At 59.0% G+C, this 15,924-nt stretch carries 17 protein-coding genes and 1 pseudogene; 6 read left to right on the top strand and 12 right to left on the bottom strand.

All coding sequences use genetic code 11. The features are described 5' to 3' along the window. Positions 1-15 precede the first annotated feature (15 nt). The 4 genes from spoT to MEB48_RS16160 form a co-directional block, all read right to left on the bottom strand. Positions 16-2,121, bottom strand: coding sequence for a bifunctional GTP diphosphokinase/guanosine-3',5'-bis pyrophosphate 3'-pyrophosphohydrolase (gene spoT, locus MEB48_RS16175; RefSeq protein WP_237885105.1), 2,106 nt, complete (start codon positions 2,119-2,121; stop codon positions 16-18). Positions 2,122-2,178: 57 nt separating this feature from the next. After that, positions 2,179-2,442: a DNA-directed RNA polymerase subunit omega gene (gene rpoZ, locus MEB48_RS16170; RefSeq protein ID WP_003177259.1), complete on the bottom strand. Its 264-nt coding sequence runs from the start codon at positions 2,440-2,442 to the stop codon at positions 2,179-2,181. Between the two features lie 167 nt (positions 2,443-2,609). Beyond that, entirely contained in the window at positions 2,610-3,230 is a 621-nt protein-coding gene (gene gmk / locus MEB48_RS16165) for a guanylate kinase (RefSeq protein ID WP_059403875.1), read from the bottom strand. A gap of 12 nt (positions 3,231-3,242) precedes the next feature. Then, the gene (locus MEB48_RS16160) at positions 3,243-4,106 is read right to left on the bottom strand and encodes a YicC/YloC family endoribonuclease (RefSeq protein ID WP_237885104.1); all 864 of its coding nucleotides are present in this window, start codon (positions 4,104-4,106) and stop codon (positions 3,243-3,245) included. A gap of 269 nt (positions 4,107-4,375) precedes the next feature. On the opposite strand from MEB48_RS16160, the gene rph reads away from it, so the two are divergent. After that, entirely contained in the window at positions 4,376-5,098 is a 723-nt protein-coding gene (gene rph, locus MEB48_RS16155; RefSeq protein WP_237885103.1) for a ribonuclease PH, read from the top strand. 29 nt (positions 5,099-5,127) lie between these two features. Beyond that, positions 5,128-5,496, top strand: a complete 369-nt coding sequence (locus tag MEB48_RS16150; protein WP_217856866.1) for a DUF4870 domain-containing protein — start codon at positions 5,128-5,130, stop codon at positions 5,494-5,496. Between the two features lie 176 nt (positions 5,497-5,672). Here the strand turns inward: MEB48_RS16150 and MEB48_RS16145 are convergent, their stop codons facing one another. Next, a complete protein-coding gene (locus tag MEB48_RS16145) occupies positions 5,673-6,452 on the bottom strand; it encodes an exodeoxyribonuclease III (RefSeq protein ID WP_008030595.1) in 780 nt (259 codons plus the stop codon). A gap of 82 nt (positions 6,453-6,534) precedes the next feature. On the opposite strand from MEB48_RS16145, the gene pyrE reads away from it, so the two are divergent. Then, positions 6,535-7,179, top strand: coding sequence for an orotate phosphoribosyltransferase (gene pyrE, locus MEB48_RS16140; RefSeq protein ID WP_007894680.1), 645 nt, complete (start codon positions 6,535-6,537; stop codon positions 7,177-7,179). Between the two features lie 118 nt (positions 7,180-7,297). Here the strand turns inward: pyrE and MEB48_RS16135 are convergent, their stop codons facing one another. From MEB48_RS16135 to coaBC, 5 genes and pseudogenes are all read right to left on the bottom strand, one after another. Next, on the bottom strand, positions 7,298-7,516 hold the full coding sequence (locus MEB48_RS16135; protein ID WP_237885102.1) for a zinc ribbon-containing protein: 219 nt from the start codon (positions 7,514-7,516) through the stop codon (positions 7,298-7,300). Positions 7,517-7,711: 195 nt separating this feature from the next. Continuing rightward, positions 7,712-8,617 carry an acetylglutamate kinase gene (gene argB, locus MEB48_RS16130; protein WP_053163877.1) on the bottom strand — a complete coding sequence of 302 codons (906 nt, stop codon included), beginning with the start codon at positions 8,615-8,617 and terminating at the stop codon, positions 7,712-7,714. A 22-nt stretch (positions 8,618-8,639) separates the two neighbouring features. Beyond that, a pseudogene (locus MEB48_RS16125) lies at positions 8,640-10,016 on the bottom strand (phosphomannomutase/phosphoglucomutase); the annotation flags it as partial. 283 nt (positions 10,017-10,299) lie between these two features. Then, positions 10,300-10,755: a dUTP diphosphatase gene (gene dut / locus MEB48_RS16120; RefSeq protein WP_095054492.1), complete on the bottom strand. Its 456-nt coding sequence runs from the start codon at positions 10,753-10,755 to the stop codon at positions 10,300-10,302. 5 nt (positions 10,756-10,760) lie between these two features. Next, positions 10,761-11,969 (bottom strand): bifunctional phosphopantothenoylcysteine decarboxylase/phosphopantothenate--cysteine ligase CoaBC, encoded by a 1,209-nt coding sequence (coaBC, locus tag MEB48_RS16115; RefSeq protein ID WP_237885101.1) that lies wholly within the window; start codon positions 11,967-11,969, stop codon positions 10,761-10,763. Positions 11,970-12,105: 136 nt separating this feature from the next. On the opposite strand from coaBC, the gene radC reads away from it, so the two are divergent. Next, positions 12,106-12,780: a RadC family protein gene (gene radC, locus MEB48_RS16110; RefSeq protein ID WP_237885100.1), complete on the top strand. Its 675-nt coding sequence runs from the start codon at positions 12,106-12,108 to the stop codon at positions 12,778-12,780. 138 nt (positions 12,781-12,918) lie between these two features. Here the strand turns inward: radC and MEB48_RS16105 are convergent, their stop codons facing one another. Next, positions 12,919-14,505, bottom strand: a complete 1,587-nt coding sequence (locus MEB48_RS16105; protein ID WP_237885099.1) for an ABC transporter substrate-binding protein — start codon at positions 14,503-14,505, stop codon at positions 12,919-12,921. 446 nt (positions 14,506-14,951) lie between these two features. Here MEB48_RS16105 and rpmB point away from each other — a divergent pair, with 446 nt between their 5' ends. Both rpmB and rpmG read left to right on the top strand, forming a co-directional pair. Beyond that, positions 14,952-15,185: a 50S ribosomal protein L28 gene (gene rpmB / locus MEB48_RS16100; RefSeq protein ID WP_007894701.1), complete on the top strand. Its 234-nt coding sequence runs from the start codon at positions 14,952-14,954 to the stop codon at positions 15,183-15,185. Positions 15,186-15,196: 11 nt separating this feature from the next. Continuing rightward, positions 15,197-15,352, top strand: a complete 156-nt coding sequence (gene rpmG / locus MEB48_RS16095; protein WP_007894709.1) for a 50S ribosomal protein L33 — start codon at positions 15,197-15,199, stop codon at positions 15,350-15,352. Between the two features lie 191 nt (positions 15,353-15,543). Here the strand turns inward: rpmG and MEB48_RS16090 are convergent, their stop codons facing one another. After that, a complete protein-coding gene (locus MEB48_RS16090) occupies positions 15,544-15,906 on the bottom strand; it encodes a cupin domain-containing protein (protein ID WP_095054496.1) in 363 nt (120 codons plus the stop codon). Between the last annotated feature and the right edge of the window lie 18 nt (positions 15,907-15,924).

Here is a 15,924-nt window from a genome sequence, read left to right as displayed (position 1 = left end):
CTTGTTAGGGGTTGGCTACGCGCGCATGCGGGTGATGCGGATGACCCCGGTCAGGGCGCGCAGTTTCTTGATCACGCGGGCCAGGTGCACGCGGTCGTGCACACTGACCACCAGTTGGACCACGCTGATACGACCGTCGCGTTCGTCCATGCTGATCTTTTCGATATTGCCGTCGGCCGCGTTGACACTGCTGGCCAGCAGAGCGATCAGGCCGCGCTGGTGTTCCAGTTCGACGCGCAGCTCGACGTTGAATTCGCCGGTGACATCCTTGGCCCACGAGAGCTGAATGCATTTTTCCGGGTTATGGCGGATTTCGCTGATGTTGCGGCAGTTGTCCAGGTGCACCACCATCCCTTTGCCCGCGGACAGATGCCCGACAATCGGGTCGCCCGGGATCGGCGTGCAGCACTTGGCATAACTGAGCACCAAGCCTTCGGTACCGCGAATCGCCAGCGGACCTTCAGGGCTTGGCAGTTGTTCACCTTCGCCGAGCAGGCGACGGGCGACCACGTAAGCCATGCGATTGCCCAGGCCGATGTCTTCGAGCAAGTCTTCGATGAGTTCGAGGCGATATTCGTGGAGCATCACCTGCACGCGCTCGGCCGGGATTTTTTCCAGAGAGCTGTCGAAACCGTTGAGTACCTTGTTCAGCAGGCGTTCGCCGAGGCTGATGGACTCGGAACGGCGTTGCAGTTTCAGCGCATGACGGATGTGGGTCCGCGCTTTGCCGGTGACCACGAAGTTGAGCCAGGCCGGATTTGGTCGCGCGCCCGGGGCGCTGACGATCTCGACCGTGGAGCCGCTTTGCAGCGGTTCGGACAGCGGCGCGAGACGACGATTGATCCGACAGGCGATGCAGCTGTTGCCCACGTCGGTGTGCACCGCGTAAGCGAAGTCGACCGCCGTGGAGCCTTTGGGCAGCTCCATGATCCGGCCTTTGGGCGTGAACACGTAGACCTCGTCCGGGAACAGGTCGATCTTCACGCTTTCGATGAATTCCAGCGAGTTGCCGGCCCGTTGCTGCATCTCCAACACGCCTTTGACCCACTGGCGGGCGCGGGCGTGAGTGCCTTTGGGCTGCTCGTCGCCGCTGGATTTGTACAGCCAATGGGCGGCGATGCCGTTATTGGCCATCTCTTCCATTTCACGGGTGCGGATCTGAATCTCGATCGGAACACCGTGCATGCCGAACAGCGTGGTATGCAGCGACTGATAGCCGTTGGCTTTCGGGATCGCGATGTAATCCTTGAAGCGCCCCGGCAACGGTTTGTACAAATTGTGCACGGCACCCAGCACGCGGTAGCAGGTATCGACCTTGTCGACGATGATCCGGAACGCGTAGACGTCCATGATCTCGTTGAAGGCCCGACGCTTGCCGCGCATTTTCTTGTAGATGCCGTAGAGGTGTTTCTGACGACCGCTGACTTCGCCCTGAATGCCATCGATTGCCAGGCAGTGGCTGAGGGATTCTTCGATCTTGTTGACGATTTCCTTGCGGTTGCCCCGGGCGCGTTTGACCGCCTGGTTGATCCGCGCGGAACGCATCGGGTGCATGGCCTTGAAGCCGAGGTCTTCGAACTCTATGCGGATGGCGTGCATGCCCAGCCGGTTGGCGATGGGCGCATAGATTTCCAGGGTTTCCTTGGCGATCCGCCGGCGTTTTTCGCCGGACAGCACTTCCAGCGTGCGCATGTTGTGCAGGCGGTCGGCCAGCTTGACCAGGATTACGCGAATGTCGCGCGCCATGGCCATGGCCATTTTCTGGAAGTTTTCGGCCTGGGCTTCGGCTTTGGTCTCGAAGTTCATCTGGGTCAGTTTGCTGACCCCGTCGACCAGTTCGGCCACGGTTTCGCCGAACTGCGCTTGCAGCGCTTCCTTGGCAATACCGGTGTCTTCGATCACGTCATGCAGCATCGCCGCCATCAGGCTCTGATGGTCCATGTGCATGTCGGCAAGAATATTCGCCACGGCAAGAGGATGCGTGACGTACGCCTCACCGCTACGGCGGCGTTGGCCGTCGTGGGCTTGTTCGGCGTAGAAGTACGCTCGGCGGACCAGATTGACCTGGTCCTTGCCGAGGTAGGTCGATAAGCGATCGGCGAGGGCGTCTATGCTCGGCATGATAATTCCTGCCGTTCGCTGTGACCCCGCGCCGTGCTACGTCGACCAGGCATGGACTTATACTGCCTCGTTGGACTCGTCCTCGAACGCTGCGAACAGCGGTTCGTCTTCGACGATTTCAGCGTTGGCGATGAACTCGTAGCTCATCAGGCCTTCAGCGATTTCACGTAGCGCTACAACAGTAGGCTTGTCGTTTTCCCACTGAACCAGGGGCTCTTTGCCGCCGGTGGCCAGTTGACGGGCACGCTTGGTAGAGAGCATGACCAGCTCAAAGCGGTTTTCCACGTGTTCTAGGCAGTCTTCAACGGTTACGCGGGCCATGGTATTCCTCGGAGCGAATGCAATATGCGCGCTGCCCGGTTGGGCGAGCGGACTCAACAGTTTAAAAAATCACCAGCGATTAGGGAAGCGCTGATTTTTTGACCAAGCTCTTCAGCGCGCTACAAGTGCCAATGTAAAGCCCTTGCAGCGGTTTTGGGAAGCGCTGTTTAGCCGAGCAATTCAGCCAAAAGTTTTCCGTTACGCTGCTGCTGACGCTTCTGATGCAGCTGATTGGCACGGAAAATTGCCTTCAGATCGTCCAGTGCATGGGCGAAATCGTCGTTGATGATCAGGTAGTCGTAGTCGACGTAGTGGCTCATCTCGCTGACCGCTTCGCGCATCCGGCCTTCGATGATTTCATCGCTGTCCTGGCCGCGATTAGTCAGGCGCTGACGCAAGGCTTGCTGGCTCGGCGGCAGAATGAAGATCGAACGGGCCTGAGGCATCAACTTGCGTACTTGCTCGGCGCCTTGCCAGTCGATTTCCAGAATCAGGTCGTGGCCTTCGTCCAGGGTCTGCTGCAAGTGGCTTTGCGAAGTGCCATAGAGGTTGCCGAAGACTTCCGCGCGCTCCAGGAAGTCGCCGTGTTCGATCATCTTCACGAATTGTTCGCGGGAGACGAAGTTGTAGTTCACGCCGTCCACTTCGCCCGGGCGCATGGCGCGAGTGGTGTGGGACACGGAAACCTGGATTTGCGGCTGAGCGTCGATCAACGCCTTGACCAGGCTGGTCTTGCCGGCGCCCGAAGGCGCGGAAATGATGTAGAGAGTGCCGGTGCTGTGGGTCATGTCGGGTTTGCCTTACTCAATATTCTGCACTTGTTCGCGCATCTGCTCGATCAACACTTTGAGGTTGACCGCCGCTTGGGTGCTGCGCGGGTCGAAGGCTTTGGAGCCCAGTGTGTTGGCTTCGCGGTTGAGCTCCTGCATCAGGAAGTCCAGGCGCCGACCGGCAGCGCCGCCGGATTTGAGTACCCGGCGAACTTCGATGATGTGAGTGCTCAGGCGATCCAGTTCTTCGGCGACGTCGCTCTTTTGCGCGAGCATGACCATTTCCTGTTCCAGTCGCTGCGGGTCGAGGTCGGCCTTCATGTCGGTGAAGCGGTCGAGGACTTTCTGGCGTTGGGTGGCGAGCATCTGCGGGACGAGCTCACGCAGGATCACCACATCATCTTCAATGGATGTCAGACGCTCGTTGATCAACCGTGCCAGCTCGGAGCCTTCGCGCTCGCGACCGGCCTTGAGTTCCTTCAGGCCCTGATTGAACAACGCCAATGCTTCGGCATTCAGCGCTTGCGGGTCGACGGCATCGGCCACCAACACGCCGGGCCAGGCCAGGACTTCCAGTGGGTTCAGCGCGGCCGGGTTCTTGATCAGACCGGCGACCGTCTCGGCGGCGGCAACCAATTGCGCGGCGCGCTCACGGTCCACTTGCAGCGGTTTGCCGGTGCTTTCTTCGGTAAAGCGCAGGGTGCATTCGAGCTTGCCCCGGGACAGTCCCTGGCGCAGGGCTTCACGGACCGCGCCTTCGAGGTCGCGGAAAGATTCCGGCAGACGCAGGTGGGGTTCCAGGTAGCGGCTGTTGACCGAGCGCAGTTCCCAGCTCAGGGTGCCCTGGGCGCCGGCTTTCTCGACGCGGGCGAAGGCGGTCATGCTGTGCACCATGGAGGTACCTCGCAATGCAGGTCGGCGCGTAACCCATGATTTCGCGGACCCGCTATCTGTGAATTAAAGCCGACAGGCAGCAAAGGCGCAGGATTGTAGCGCAGTGGGGCGGATGCGCCCAAACACACGCTGTGACAAAGAGCTGCAGACCGTCGGCTACGCTCTATTCAGGGCCTTCAATCGTCGGGTGATTTTTTTAGAAGTGCCCACAGGCGGCCCACGGCTCTATAATGCTCGGCAGTTTTCCGTCCTCCGTACAGGTAATCCCTATGAAACGTCCAAGTGGTCGCGCTGCCGATCAGCTCCGCTCGATCCGCATTACCCGCAACTACACCAAACACGCCGAGGGTTCTGTACTGGTCGAGTTCGGTGATACCAAAGTCATCTGCACCGTCAGTGTCGAAAACGGCGTGCCACGTTTCCTCAAAGGTCAGGGCCAGGGTTGGTTGACCGCCGAATACGGCATGCTGCCGCGCGCCACTGGCGAACGTAATCAGCGTGAAGCGAGCCGCGGCAAGCAAGGTGGCCGCACTCTGGAAATCCAGCGTTTGATCGGCCGTTCCCTGCGCGCGGCGCTGGACATGTCCAAGCTGGGCGACATCACCCTGTACGTCGACTGCGACGTGATCCAGGCTGACGGTGGCACCCGCACCGCGTCCATCACCGGTGCCATGGTTGCACTAATCGACGCCTTGAAAGTGATCAAGAAGCGCGGCGGCCTCAAAGGTGGTGACCCGCTCAAGCAAATGATCGCTGCCGTTTCGGTGGGCATGTATCAGGGCGAGCCTGTGCTTGACCTCGACTATCTGGAAGATTCGGCTGCCGAGACCGATCTCAACGTGGTAATGACCAGCACTGGCGGCTTCATCGAAGTTCAGGGCACTGCCGAAGGCGCGCCGTTCCAGCCGGAAGAGTTGAACGCGATGCTGGCGCTGGCGAAGAAAGGCATGAACGAGATTTTCGAACTGCAGAAGGCTGCACTGGCCGACTGATCGGACCTGCTCCACGCAAGGAGGACGCCATGAGTGACGAGCAACTGCCGCTACCCACACCGAGCCGTGAGGTTCGTCAGTGGGCGATGTTTTGTCACCTGTCCGCCTTGCTGGGGATCTGGCTGCCGTTTGGCACGCTGATCGGGCCGTTGATTCTCTGGCAGATGAAGCGCGAATCAGATCCGTTCATCGACGCGCAAGGCAAGGAGGCGCTGAACTTTCAGATCACCGTCGCCATTGCTTCGGCTATCTGCTTTCTGCTGATGGTGGTGATCATCGGGTTCTTCCTGTTTGGTCTGGTCGCGATCGGTGCGTTGGTGTTGACCATCATTGCTGGTGTGAAGGCTAATGAAGGGTTTCCCTATCGTTACCCATTCACTTGGCGCCTGGTGAAATAAGCGGCGATACCAATCCCCCTGTGGGAGCGGGCTTGCTCGCGAAGGCGGTGGGTCAGTCGATACTAATATCGCCTGACTCGACGCCTTCGCGAGCAAGCCCGCTCCCACATTAGATAATCATCACCCACAAAAAAGCCGACAGCGATGTCGGCTTTTTTGCGTCTGCGAAAACACGCTTAGATCGTCAGCGTCCAGTCGTAGTCCACGATCAGCGGTGCATGTTGCGAGAACCGCGGCTGACGCGGCAGGCGTGCGCTGCGCACGAAGCGTCGCAGGCCCGGGGTCAGTATCTGGTAGTCGAAACGCCAGCCCAGGTTAAGCATTTCAGCCTGTTCGTTGTCTGGCCACCAGCTGTACTGGTCGCCTTCACGGCTGACTTCACGCAGGGCATCGACATAGCCCATGTTGCCGACAATCTCGTCCATCCAGGCACGCTCAGGTGCCAGGAAGCCCGGGGATTGCTGGCTGTCGCGCCAGTTCTTGATATCCAGCTTCTGTTGCGCCACGTACAGCGAGCCACAATAAATGTACTCGCGACGTTTGCGTCGCTGTTTATCCAGATAACGGGCGAAGTCGTCCATTAGCTTGAACTTCTGGTTCAAGTCTTCATCGCCATTCTGCCCCGAAGGGAGCAGCAAGGTCGCGATGCTGACCTTGTCGAAATCGGCTTGCAGGTAACGCCCGTAGCGGTCGGCCGTCTCGAAGCCGAGACCGCTGATGACTGCCTTCGGTTGCAACCGCGAGTACAAAGCCACGCCACCTTGGGCGGGAACTTCAGCTTCGCAGGCATAAAGGAAGTAGCCATCCAGTTGGAAGGCTGGATCGTCCAGTTCAAAGGCGGAGGCGCGGGTGTCCTGCAGGCAGATGACGTCGGCGTTCTGTGCTTGCAGCCAACTGAGCAAACCACGCTCGACTGCAGCCTGAATACCATTGACGTTCACACTGATGATCCGCATAAGTGGCCCCAAAAATCGCGTGCGGGTATGATACACGGCGTCTACCTAATTAGCTAAATCCGTGGTATTTGGGGTTTTTTTCATGCAAGCGTATCAGCGCGACTTCATTCGTTTTGCCATTGATCGTGGCGTTTTGCGCTTCGGTGAGTTCACCCTGAAGTCCGGACGCACCAGTCCTTACTTCTTCAATGCCGGCCTGTTCAACTCGGGTTCTGCCCTGGCGCAGCTGGGTCGTTTCTACGCTGCAGCCATCGTCGAGAGCGGTATTTCGTTCGATGTGCTGTTCGGTCCGGCCTATAAAGGCATCCCGTTGGCGGCGACCACTGCCGTGGCGCTGGCCGAACATCATGGCCGTGATCTGCCATGGTGCTTCAACCGCAAGGAAGCCAAGGCCCACGGCGAAGGCGGCAGTCTGGTCGGCGCGCCATTGACCGGCGACGTGCTGATCATCGACGACGTCATCACCGCGGGCACCGCCATCCGTGAAGTGATGCAGATCATCGCCTCCCAGGACGGCGCCAAGGCTGCCGGCGTGTTGATCGCCCTGAACCGTCAGGAGCGTGGCAACGGCGAATTATCGGCCATCCAGGAAGTGGAGCGAGACTTCGGCATCCCGGTGATCAGCATTGTTTCGCTGAATCAGGTGCTCGAGTTTTTGGCTGACGACCCGCAGCTCAAGCAACACCTGCCTGCCGTCGAAGCGTATCGCGCCCAATTCGGCGTGTAACCGCACGGACCTGTAGGAGCGAGGCTTGCCCGCGAAAGCGATTTAACAGCCAACGTTCATGTTGGATGTGATGACCTCTTCGCGGGCAAGCCTCGCTCTTACAAGGGATCTTTTTGATCTAGACGGGTTTATTGGCTTTCTCTGGGTACGGATCGATAGCGGCATCGCCCTGACCGGTCAGAATTTTCCAGCCATGGCGGGTGTGTGGTGTTTTCCGGAGTTGCGGGCACGGCGGCATCGAGGTCTTGGCCTGATTCGAATACTCATGACCGCAATCGACACAGGCATAGGTGCCAGGTGAAACATCGCTGCCATATGGGACGTAGTCTTTTTGCATGGGTAGATCTCCTGTGGATTCAGGGACGATCCTATGCAGATTGATTCTTTTGCGATGTCAGACGTTTCGCCCAATAAGGTCAGGAATTTCCTGCACGCATAAAAAAGATCGCAGACTTCGTCAGCTCCTACAGATTTTTCGTACATCCGAAATCCAAGGAGCTGCCGAAGGCTGCGATCTTTTTAAGGTTTTGAATCAGTGACGCTTGCGATTGCTGATCAACGTACCCACACCGGTGTCGGTGAAGATTTCCAGCAGAATCGCATTGGGCACCCGACCATCGATGATCAACGAACTGCCCACGCCCCCTTGTACTGCTTCCAGTGCGCAACGGATCTTCGGCAGCATGCCGCCGTAGATAGTGCCGTCGGCGATCAGGTCGTCGACCTGCTGAGTCGTCAGACCGGTCAGAACCGTGCCCGACTTGTCCATCAGGCCGGCGATGTTGGTCAGCAGCATCAGCTTTTCAGCTTTCAGTGCTTCGGCGACTTTACCGGCCACCAGATCGGCGTTGATGTTGTACGACTCGCCGTTAGCGCCGACACCGATTGGCGCGATCACCGGAATGAAGTCGCCTTTGACCAGCAGGTTCAGCAGGTCGGTGTTGATCCCGACCACTTCACCGACGTGTCCGATGTCGATGATTTCCGGAGTAGTCATCTCGGGGGTTTGGCGGGTGACGGTGAGCTTCTTCGCACGAATCAGCTCCGCGTCCTTGCCGGTCAGGCCGATGGCGCTGCCGCCGTGACGGTTGATCAGGTTGACGATGTCCTTGTTGACCTGGCCACCGAGGACCATTTCCACCACGTCCATGGTCGCGGCGTCGGTGACGCGCATGCCGTCGACAAAGTGGCTCTCGATCGACAGGCGCTTGAGCAGATCGCCGATTTGCGGGCCGCCGCCGTGAACCACCACCGGGTTGATGCCGACGGCTTTCATCAGCACGATGTCGCGGGCGAAGCCGGTTTTCAGCTCCTCGCTTTCCATCGCGTTGCCGCCGTATTTGATCACCAGCGTCTTGCCGACATAGCGGCGAATGTAAGGCAGCGCTTCGGACAGGACCTTGGCGGTGTTGGCGGCGGCTTCGCGTTCGAGGGTCATTCAGGGCTCCGGGTGTTTCAAATCAAAACGGTAATTGGAGATCAGGTGCAACGCGTTTCAGCTGGACGTGGAATACATCCTTGATGCGCTGCAGTTCAGCCTCGTCATCGGCCTCGAAGCGCAGCACCAGCACCGGTGTGGTGTTGGAGGCGCGAACCAGGCCCCAGCCTTTGGCATAGTCGACTCGCACGCCGTCAATGGTAGTCAGGTCGGCGCCTTCACCCCATTGCGCATCGTGCAGTGCATCAATGATGCTGAATTTGCTCTCTTCGGTCACATGGATATTGATCTCTGGCGTAGAAATATCGTTCGGGAAGGTCTCGAACAGCTCTTGCGCGGTGGATTTTTCCTTGCTGAGGATCTCCAGCAGCCGTGCGGCGCTGTAAATACCGTCGTCGAAACCGAACCAGCGTTCCTTGAAGAAGATATGCCCGCTCATCTCGCCGGCCAACAGGGCGCCGGATTGTTTCATTTTCTTTTTGATCAGCGAGTGACCGGTCTTCCACATCAGCGGACGACCGCCGTACTCCTTGATCAGCGGGATCAGGCGGCGGGTGCATTTAACATCGAAGATGATTTCTGCGTCGGGGTTGCGTGCTACCACATCCTTGGCGAACAACATCAGCAGGCGGTCCGGGAAGACTACGCTGCCGGTGTTGGTTACCACGCCCACGCGGTCGCCGTCGCCATCGAAGGCCAGGCCCAGATCGGCGTTGGTTTCCTTGACCTTGGCGATCAGGTCTACCAGGTTTTCCAGCTTGCCCGGATCCGGATGGTGGTTCGGGAAGTTGCCGTCTACGTCGCAGAACAGCGGGATGACTTCGCAGTTCAGGGCTTCGATCAACTGCGGGGCGATCACGCCGGCCGCGCCGTTGCCGCAATCGACCACCACTTTCAGGCGACGGGCGAGTTTGATGTCCTGGACGATTTCGGTGTTGTAGCGGTCGAGGATCTCGACCTTGGTGATGCTGCCCTTGCCGCTGCTCAGGTTGTTGGTCTTGAGGCGTTCATGCAGAGCCTGGATCTGTTCGTTGGCCAAGGTATCGCCGGCAATGACGATCTTGAAGCCGTTGTAGTTCGACGGGTTGTGGCTGCCGGTGAGCATCACGCCGGATTTGCCGGCCAATACGTTAGCGGCGTAGTACAGCGCGGGCGTTGGCACCAGGCCCACATCGCTGACGTGGCAACCGCTGTCGGCCAGACCCTGGATCAGTTGTTCCACCAGTTCCGGGCCGGACAGGCGACCGTCACGGCCGACGGATACGTTGGGTTCGCTCTGGGCCAGGCTCTGGGAGCCGATGGCGCGACCAAGCCAATAAGCGGTTTCAGCATTCAAGAATTCCGGGACGGTGCCCCGAATGTCGTAGGCGCGGAAGATGCTGTCGGGGAACGTGGGTGCGACTTGGGCTGGGGTGCTCATCTGTAGGAATGCTCCATCTTGAAAGTGGCTGGACAGGCCTGCGGAAAACGCGTGGGCTGGCTCAAACTGAAGGGTATGACGGCGTTTTTCACAGAGAGTTCGTGGTGTGAAAAGGCCATGCCGTCGGCGTCGGCGAGTAATTCGCCGGCCAATGCCTTGATTTTGGGCGGTAAACGTTTCAGTTGAGGTCTGCGCAATTTTTTCGTCCTTGATATACCAAATACGGGTTTCAGGCCGGGCAGGGCGCCCGGCCTTTCTGTGATCAGTGGCTACCCGAATGTCCGAACCCGCCGGTACCACGCTGGGTTTCGACGAACTCTTCGACCATTTCGAAATGCGCTTGAACCACCGGTACCAGCACCAATTGGGCGAGGCGTTCGCCTACCACCATGTTGAAATCGGTCTGGCCACGGTTCCAGCACGACACCATCAGCGGGCCTTGGTAATCGGAGTCGATCAAGCCGACCAGATTGCCCAGCACGATGCCGTGCTTATGACCCAGGCCGGAGCGCGGCAGAATCAGCGCCGCCAAACCTGGATCGCCAATGTAGACGGACAGACCAGTCGGAATCAGCAGGGTTTCGCCCGGCTTGATGATGGTGTCTTTTTCCAGCATGGCGCGCAGGTCGAGGCCGGCGGAGCCTGGCGTGGCGTACTGCGGCAGCGGGAATTCGGTGCCGATGCGGGGGTCGAGGATCTTGGCTTGCAAAGCGTGCATGTAAATTAAACCTGGTTCAGACGTTCGGCGATAAAAGTGATCAGCTGGCGGGCAATCTTGCCCTTGCTGGTCTGGGCGAAAAGCGTGGCGTGCAGCTCACGGTCGATCACGCTGCAGGCGTTTTCTTCGCTGTTGAAGCCAATGCTCGGGTTGGCGACGTCGTTGGCGACGATCAGATCGAGGTTCTTGTCTTTCAACTTGCGGGCAGCGTAATCGAGCAGGTGTTCGGTTTCGGCGGCGAAACCGACACTGAACGGACGGTCAGGACGGGTGGCGATGGTGGCCAGGATGTCTGGATTGCGCACCATCTGTAGCAACAAGCCGTCGCCGTTCGTAGGGTCTTTCTTGAGTTTCTGTGGGGCGACGACTTCCGGACGGTAGTCCGCGACCGCAGCAGAGGCGATGAACAGGTCGCAAGGGATCGCCGCTTCGCAGGCAGCGAGCATGTCGCGAGCGCTGACCACATCGATGCGCGTGACGCGATCCGGGGTCGGCAGATGCACGGGGCCTGTGATCAGGGTCACGCGGGCGCCGGCTTCGACCGCGGCTTCGGCCAGGGCAAAGCCCATTTTCCCGGAGCTGTGGTTGGTGATGTAGCGCACCGGGTCGATGTTTTCCTGGGTCGGGCCGGCGGTGATCAGCACGTGTTTGCCGGTCAGCGCCTGGCGCTGGAAGCAGTCTGCCGCGCACTGCGCGAGGTCGGTGGCTTCGAGCATGCGACCCATGCCGACGTCACCACAGGCCTGGCTGCCGGAGGCTGGGCCGAAGACTTTGAGGTCGCGGCTTTCGAGGGTGTGCAGGTTCGCCTGGGTCGCCGGGTCACGCCACATGGCCTGGTTCATTGCCGGGGCAGCCGCGACCACGGCATCGGTGGCCAGCACCAAAGTGGTCAGCAGGTCGTCGGCAATACCCTGGGCCAGGCGCGCGATCAGGTCCGCCGTGGCGGGAGCGATCAGCACCAGGTCAGCCCATTTGGCCAGCTCGATGTGGCCCATCGCGGCTTCGGCCGCCGGGTCCAGCAAATCGAGATGGACCGGATGCCCGGACAACGCCTGCATGGTCAGCGGGGTAATGAATTCGCTGCCGCCACGGGTCATGACCACGCGCACTTCGGCGCCCTGGTCGATCAGGCGGCGAACCAGCTCGGCGCTCTTGTAGGCAGCAATGCCGCCGCCGACGCCCAGAACGATGCGTTTCCGATACAGCCGCTGCATAGGTCTGCCTTTCATTTCGTTGATGACTGCGTGGCGATACCCCCTCCCCAGGAGTGAAATCGCTCGCAAAAAAGATGGGCTACGATATCACAGCGACCGCTATGGAACAGCGGCGCCCACATTCCAGGGAGGTGCTATGAGTATTCGTGATTGGCCGGTGGCGGAGCGGCCGCGGGAGAGGTTGCTTGAGTTGGGCTCGGGGAGTCTTTCGGACGCCGAACTGCTGGCGATTTTTTTACGAACCGGCGTGTCGGGTAAAAGCGCAGTTGATCTGGCGCGACACCTGCTGAATCAATTTGGCAGCCTGCGCTCACTGCTAGAGGCCGATCAGGCTACGTTCAGCAGGCAATTAGGGCTTGGGCCAGCGAAATTCGCTCAGCTGCAAGCAGCACAGGAAATGGGCAGAAGGCATTTGGCCGAACGTGCGCGCCAAAAATCGGCGCTGGAAAATCCGCAGGCGGTTCGTGACTACCTGAAATCGATGCTGCGCCATGAGCCTCATGAAGTGTTCGGGTGTCTGTTTTTGGATTCCAAGCATCAAGTGCTGGCGTTTGAGGCATTGTTTCGCGGCTCTATCGACAATACGAGCGTCCATCCCCGGCAGGTGGTCAAGCGCGCCTTGGCCCATAACGCCGCAGCGCTGATCCTGTGCCACAACCATCCGTCGGGTAACACCGACCCCAGCCAGGCCGATCGAATGCTGACCAAGCGCCTGCAAGAGGCACTGGAGTTGATCGATGTGCGGGTGCTCGACCATTTCATCGTCGGTGACGGCGATCCGCTGTCCATGGCCGAATACGGGTGGATGTGAGCGAGGGATACAGAGCTAAGTGAGTCCATGTGGGAGCGGGCTTGCTCGCGAAGGCGTCGTGTCAGTCGATATCAATGTTTACTGACAGACCGCTTTCGCGAGCAAGCCCGCTCCCACAGGGTTTTGTGGTGGAGCGGATTACTTGAGGTTGACCTTCGAGTAATCCTGGCGACCAAACGGACTGACCTGATAGCCCTGCACATCCTTACGTGTCAGCGCAAAGGCCGTCGGGTGGGCCAGCGGCAGCCACAATGCCTGTTGCTGGATCTGCGCCTGGGCCTGTTCGTAGAGCTTGGTGCGTACGCCTTGCTCGCCGGTGGTTTTGCCGGCGCTGATCAGCTTGTCCAGGTCCTGGTTGCAGTAGCGGGCGAAGTTGGTGCCGGATTTGACCCCCGAGCAGGAAAACTGCGGTGTGAGGAAGTTGTCCGGGTCACCGTTGTCGCCGGCCCAGCCCATGAACAACAGGTCGTGCTCGCCGGCCTTGGCGCGGCGAATCAGTTCGCCCCATTCGATCACACGAATCTCGGCCTGAATGCCGATTTCCGCCAGGTCGGACTGAAGCAGCTGCGCGCCGAGGCTTGGATTGGGGTTCAGCAGGCTGCCGGAAGGGCGGGTCCAGATGGTGGTCTGGAAACCATTCTTGAGCCCGGCCTTGGCCATCAATGCGCGAGCTTTCTCGACATCATGGGGATAGCCCGAGAGGTTTTTGGCGTAGCTCCAGGTGTTGGGTGGGTAGGGGCCGTTGGCGGGTTCGGCGGTGTCTTCGAACACGGCTTTGACGTAGTTGGCCTTGTCGAACGCGAGATTGATCGCCTGGCGTACTTCAGGCTTATCCAGCGGCGGGTGTTGGCTGTTGATGCCAACGAAGGCGGTCATGAAGGCGTCAGTCTTTTCGACTTTCAGGGTGGGTTCTTTCAGCGCGGCCTGTACGTCCAGCGGTTTGGGCGACAGGGCAATCTGGCACTCGTTGCGGCGCAATTTCTGCAGGCGCACGTTGGCATCGGGGGTGATGGCGAAGATCAGCGGGTCTATCGACGGCTTGCCGCGGAAGTAATCCGGGTTGGCCTTGTAGCGAATCGAGGCGTCTTTCTGGAAGCGCGTGAAAATGAACGGGCCACTGCCGATCGGCTGACTGTTGAGCTTTTCCGGAGTGCCGGCCTTCATCAGTTGGTCGGCGTACTCGGCCGAATAGATCGAGGCGAAACCCATGCTCAGGGTTGGCAGGAAAGTCGAGTCCGGATGATCAAGGGTGAAGCGGATGGTAAGCGGGTCCAATGCGTCGATCTTCTTGATCAGCGCGGGTAATTGCATCGACTGGGCATGCGGGAAGCCGCTTTGAGCGATCTTGTGCCACGGGTGCGCCGGGTCGAGCATGCGGTCGAAGCTGAATTTCACATCTTCGGCGGTCAGGGCGCGCGTCGGGCTGAAGTACTCGGTGCGGTGGAATTTTACCTGTGGGTGCAATTTGAAGACGTAGGTCAGGCCGTCGGGTGTGACTTCCCAGCTGTCCGCCAGGCTGGGGATCACTTTGCCGCTGGCCGTGTCGAAGTCCACCAGACTGTTCATCAGCACGTCGGCCGAGGCGTTGGTGGTGGTCAGCGAGTTATATTGCACCACATCGAACCCTTCCGGGCTGGCCTCGGTGCAGACGCTCAGGGCGGCGGCATGGGCCAAAGGGCTCAGTAGAAGCGGGGCGAGCAGCAGCGGTAGGGCAGCAAGGCGCATGGTCGGATTCCTTTACAGATCGAAGGCCCATCTGCAAGTGCAGTCTGGAAAAGGCTTACCCTAGTGGGCTCTTTTACAAATGACTATCCCCTTTTTCATTTTGAGGGGAGTATGGGCAACTGTTTTCGGTGAGTAGCGGTTGAGGAAAACCCTGAATGGGCCCGTTGACCGATTCTCTGCGACGAGCGGTCGTTCTCGGGGACAGCCTTTGTCCAAGGCGCCCGGCGCCTGAAAACCTGGGTTTTTATCAATTCAATGCACACCGGTTGTTGTTGCTCTCTAGTCTTTCTGGTATAAAGCAGCGCTCTTTTCTAGGGGCCCGGTTCCTTCATTGTAGGTGTAGCCGGTAAGACCTCTAAAGAAACGCGGCGCCTGGCGCCAAATGACTGAGAGATTAAGCGGCCAACCCATGCCGGGTTGGGCATGTGGTTTTAGAGGGCTGAGGCATGTCGAGAGTATGTCAAGTTACCGGTAAGGGTCCGGTGACTGGGAATAACATTTCCCACGCAAACAACAAAACCCGTCGTCGTTTCCTGCCGAACCTGCAGCATCACCGCTTCTGGGTTGAAGAAGAGAAACGTTTCGTGCGTCTGCGCGTATCTGCCAAAGGCATGCGTATCATCGACAAGCGTGGCATCACTGTCGTGCTGGCCGAAATCCGCAAAGCCGGCAAGATCTAAGGGAGCTAATCATGCGTGAATTGATTCGTTTGATTTCGAGCGCCGGTACTGGTCACTTCTACACTACCGACAAGAACAAGCGCACTACTCCGGACAAAATCGAGATCAAGAAATTTGATCCGGTTGTTCGTAAGCACGTGATCTACAAAGAAGGCAAAATCAAGTAATTGATTTTTTCCTCTTACGAAAAAGGCCCGTATCGCGAGATACGGGCCTTTTTTGTTGCCTGTCTATTTTGTATTGCCTGGACCGGCCCCTTCGCGAGCAAGCCCGCTCCCACATTGGACTTGTGAACGACACAGATCAAATGTGGGAGCGGGCTTGCTCGCGAAGGGGCCGGCCGGGGCAGCAAAAATCTTCAGGCCTTCTGTTCAAACACCACATAGATCTTGCGGCACGGCTCCAGCACTTCCCAGGTGCCTTTGAAACCAGCCGGAATCACGAAACGATCGCCCACACGCAGGGTCTTGGCGTTGCCCTCGCCGTCACGCAGCACTGAAACCCCCTGAACGATTTCGCAGTATTCGTGCTCGGTGTAGTTCACTAGCCACTGGCCGACTTCGCCTTCCCAAACACCTGCACTCATCTGGCCGCACGGGCTATTGTAGTGGTTGTACACCGCTTGCTCGGGGTCGCCCTTGAGGACTTTCGCCGGGTCTGGTCGATAGCGATCGGGCTGGGTAGTGGCCTGGCTGAAATCGACGATATCCTGAATGCTCATGCTGGTATTCCCCCGTGA

Source organism: Pseudomonas sp. PGPR40 (genome assembly GCF_022014505.1).
Lineage (GTDB): Bacteria > Pseudomonadota > Gammaproteobacteria > Pseudomonadales > Pseudomonadaceae > Aquipseudomonas.
This window is presented reverse-complemented; position numbering and strand designations above follow the sequence as displayed.

Coding starts and splice junctions, on each gene's coding strand:
- MEB48_RS16160 (WP_237885104.1), bottom strand. CDS start 4,106: ATGGTGCACAGCATGACCGCCTTCGCCCGCGTCGAGAAAGCCGGCGCC.
- MEB48_RS16145 (WP_008030595.1), bottom strand. CDS start 6,452: ATGCGGATCATCAGTGTGAACGTCAATGGTATTCAGGCTGCAGTCGAG.
- rpmB (WP_007894701.1), top strand. CDS start 14,952: ATGTCGAGAGTATGTCAAGTTACCGGTAAGGGTCCGGTGACTGGGAAT.
- rph (WP_237885103.1), top strand. CDS start 4,376: ATGAAACGTCCAAGTGGTCGCGCTGCCGATCAGCTCCGCTCGATCCGC.
- pyrE (WP_007894680.1), top strand. CDS start 6,535: ATGCAAGCGTATCAGCGCGACTTCATTCGTTTTGCCATTGATCGTGGC.
- spoT (WP_237885105.1), bottom strand. CDS start 2,121: ATGCCGAGCATAGACGCCCTCGCCGATCGCTTATCGACCTACCTCGGC.
- MEB48_RS16150 (WP_217856866.1), top strand. CDS start 5,128: ATGAGTGACGAGCAACTGCCGCTACCCACACCGAGCCGTGAGGTTCGT.
- MEB48_RS16135 (WP_237885102.1), bottom strand. CDS start 7,516: ATGCAAAAAGACTACGTCCCATATGGCAGCGATGTTTCACCTGGCACC.
- dut (WP_095054492.1), bottom strand. CDS start 10,755: ATGCACGCTTTGCAAGCCAAGATCCTCGACCCCCGCATCGGCACCGAA.
- coaBC (WP_237885101.1), bottom strand. CDS start 11,969: ATGCAGCGGCTGTATCGGAAACGCATCGTTCTGGGCGTCGGCGGCGGC.
- argB (WP_053163877.1), bottom strand. CDS start 8,617: ATGACCCTCGAACGCGAAGCCGCCGCCAACACCGCCAAGGTCCTGTCC.
- MEB48_RS16090 (WP_095054496.1), bottom strand. CDS start 15,906: ATGAGCATTCAGGATATCGTCGATTTCAGCCAGGCCACTACCCAGCCC.
- rpoZ (WP_003177259.1), bottom strand. CDS start 2,442: ATGGCCCGCGTAACCGTTGAAGACTGCCTAGAACACGTGGAAAACCGC.
- MEB48_RS16105 (WP_237885099.1), bottom strand. CDS start 14,505: ATGCGCCTTGCTGCCCTACCGCTGCTGCTCGCCCCGCTTCTACTGAGC.
- gmk (WP_059403875.1), bottom strand. CDS start 3,230: ATGACCCACAGCACCGGCACTCTCTACATCATTTCCGCGCCTTCGGGC.
- rpmG (WP_007894709.1), top strand. CDS start 15,197: ATGCGTGAATTGATTCGTTTGATTTCGAGCGCCGGTACTGGTCACTTC.
- radC (WP_237885100.1), top strand. CDS start 12,106: ATGAGTATTCGTGATTGGCCGGTGGCGGAGCGGCCGCGGGAGAGGTTG.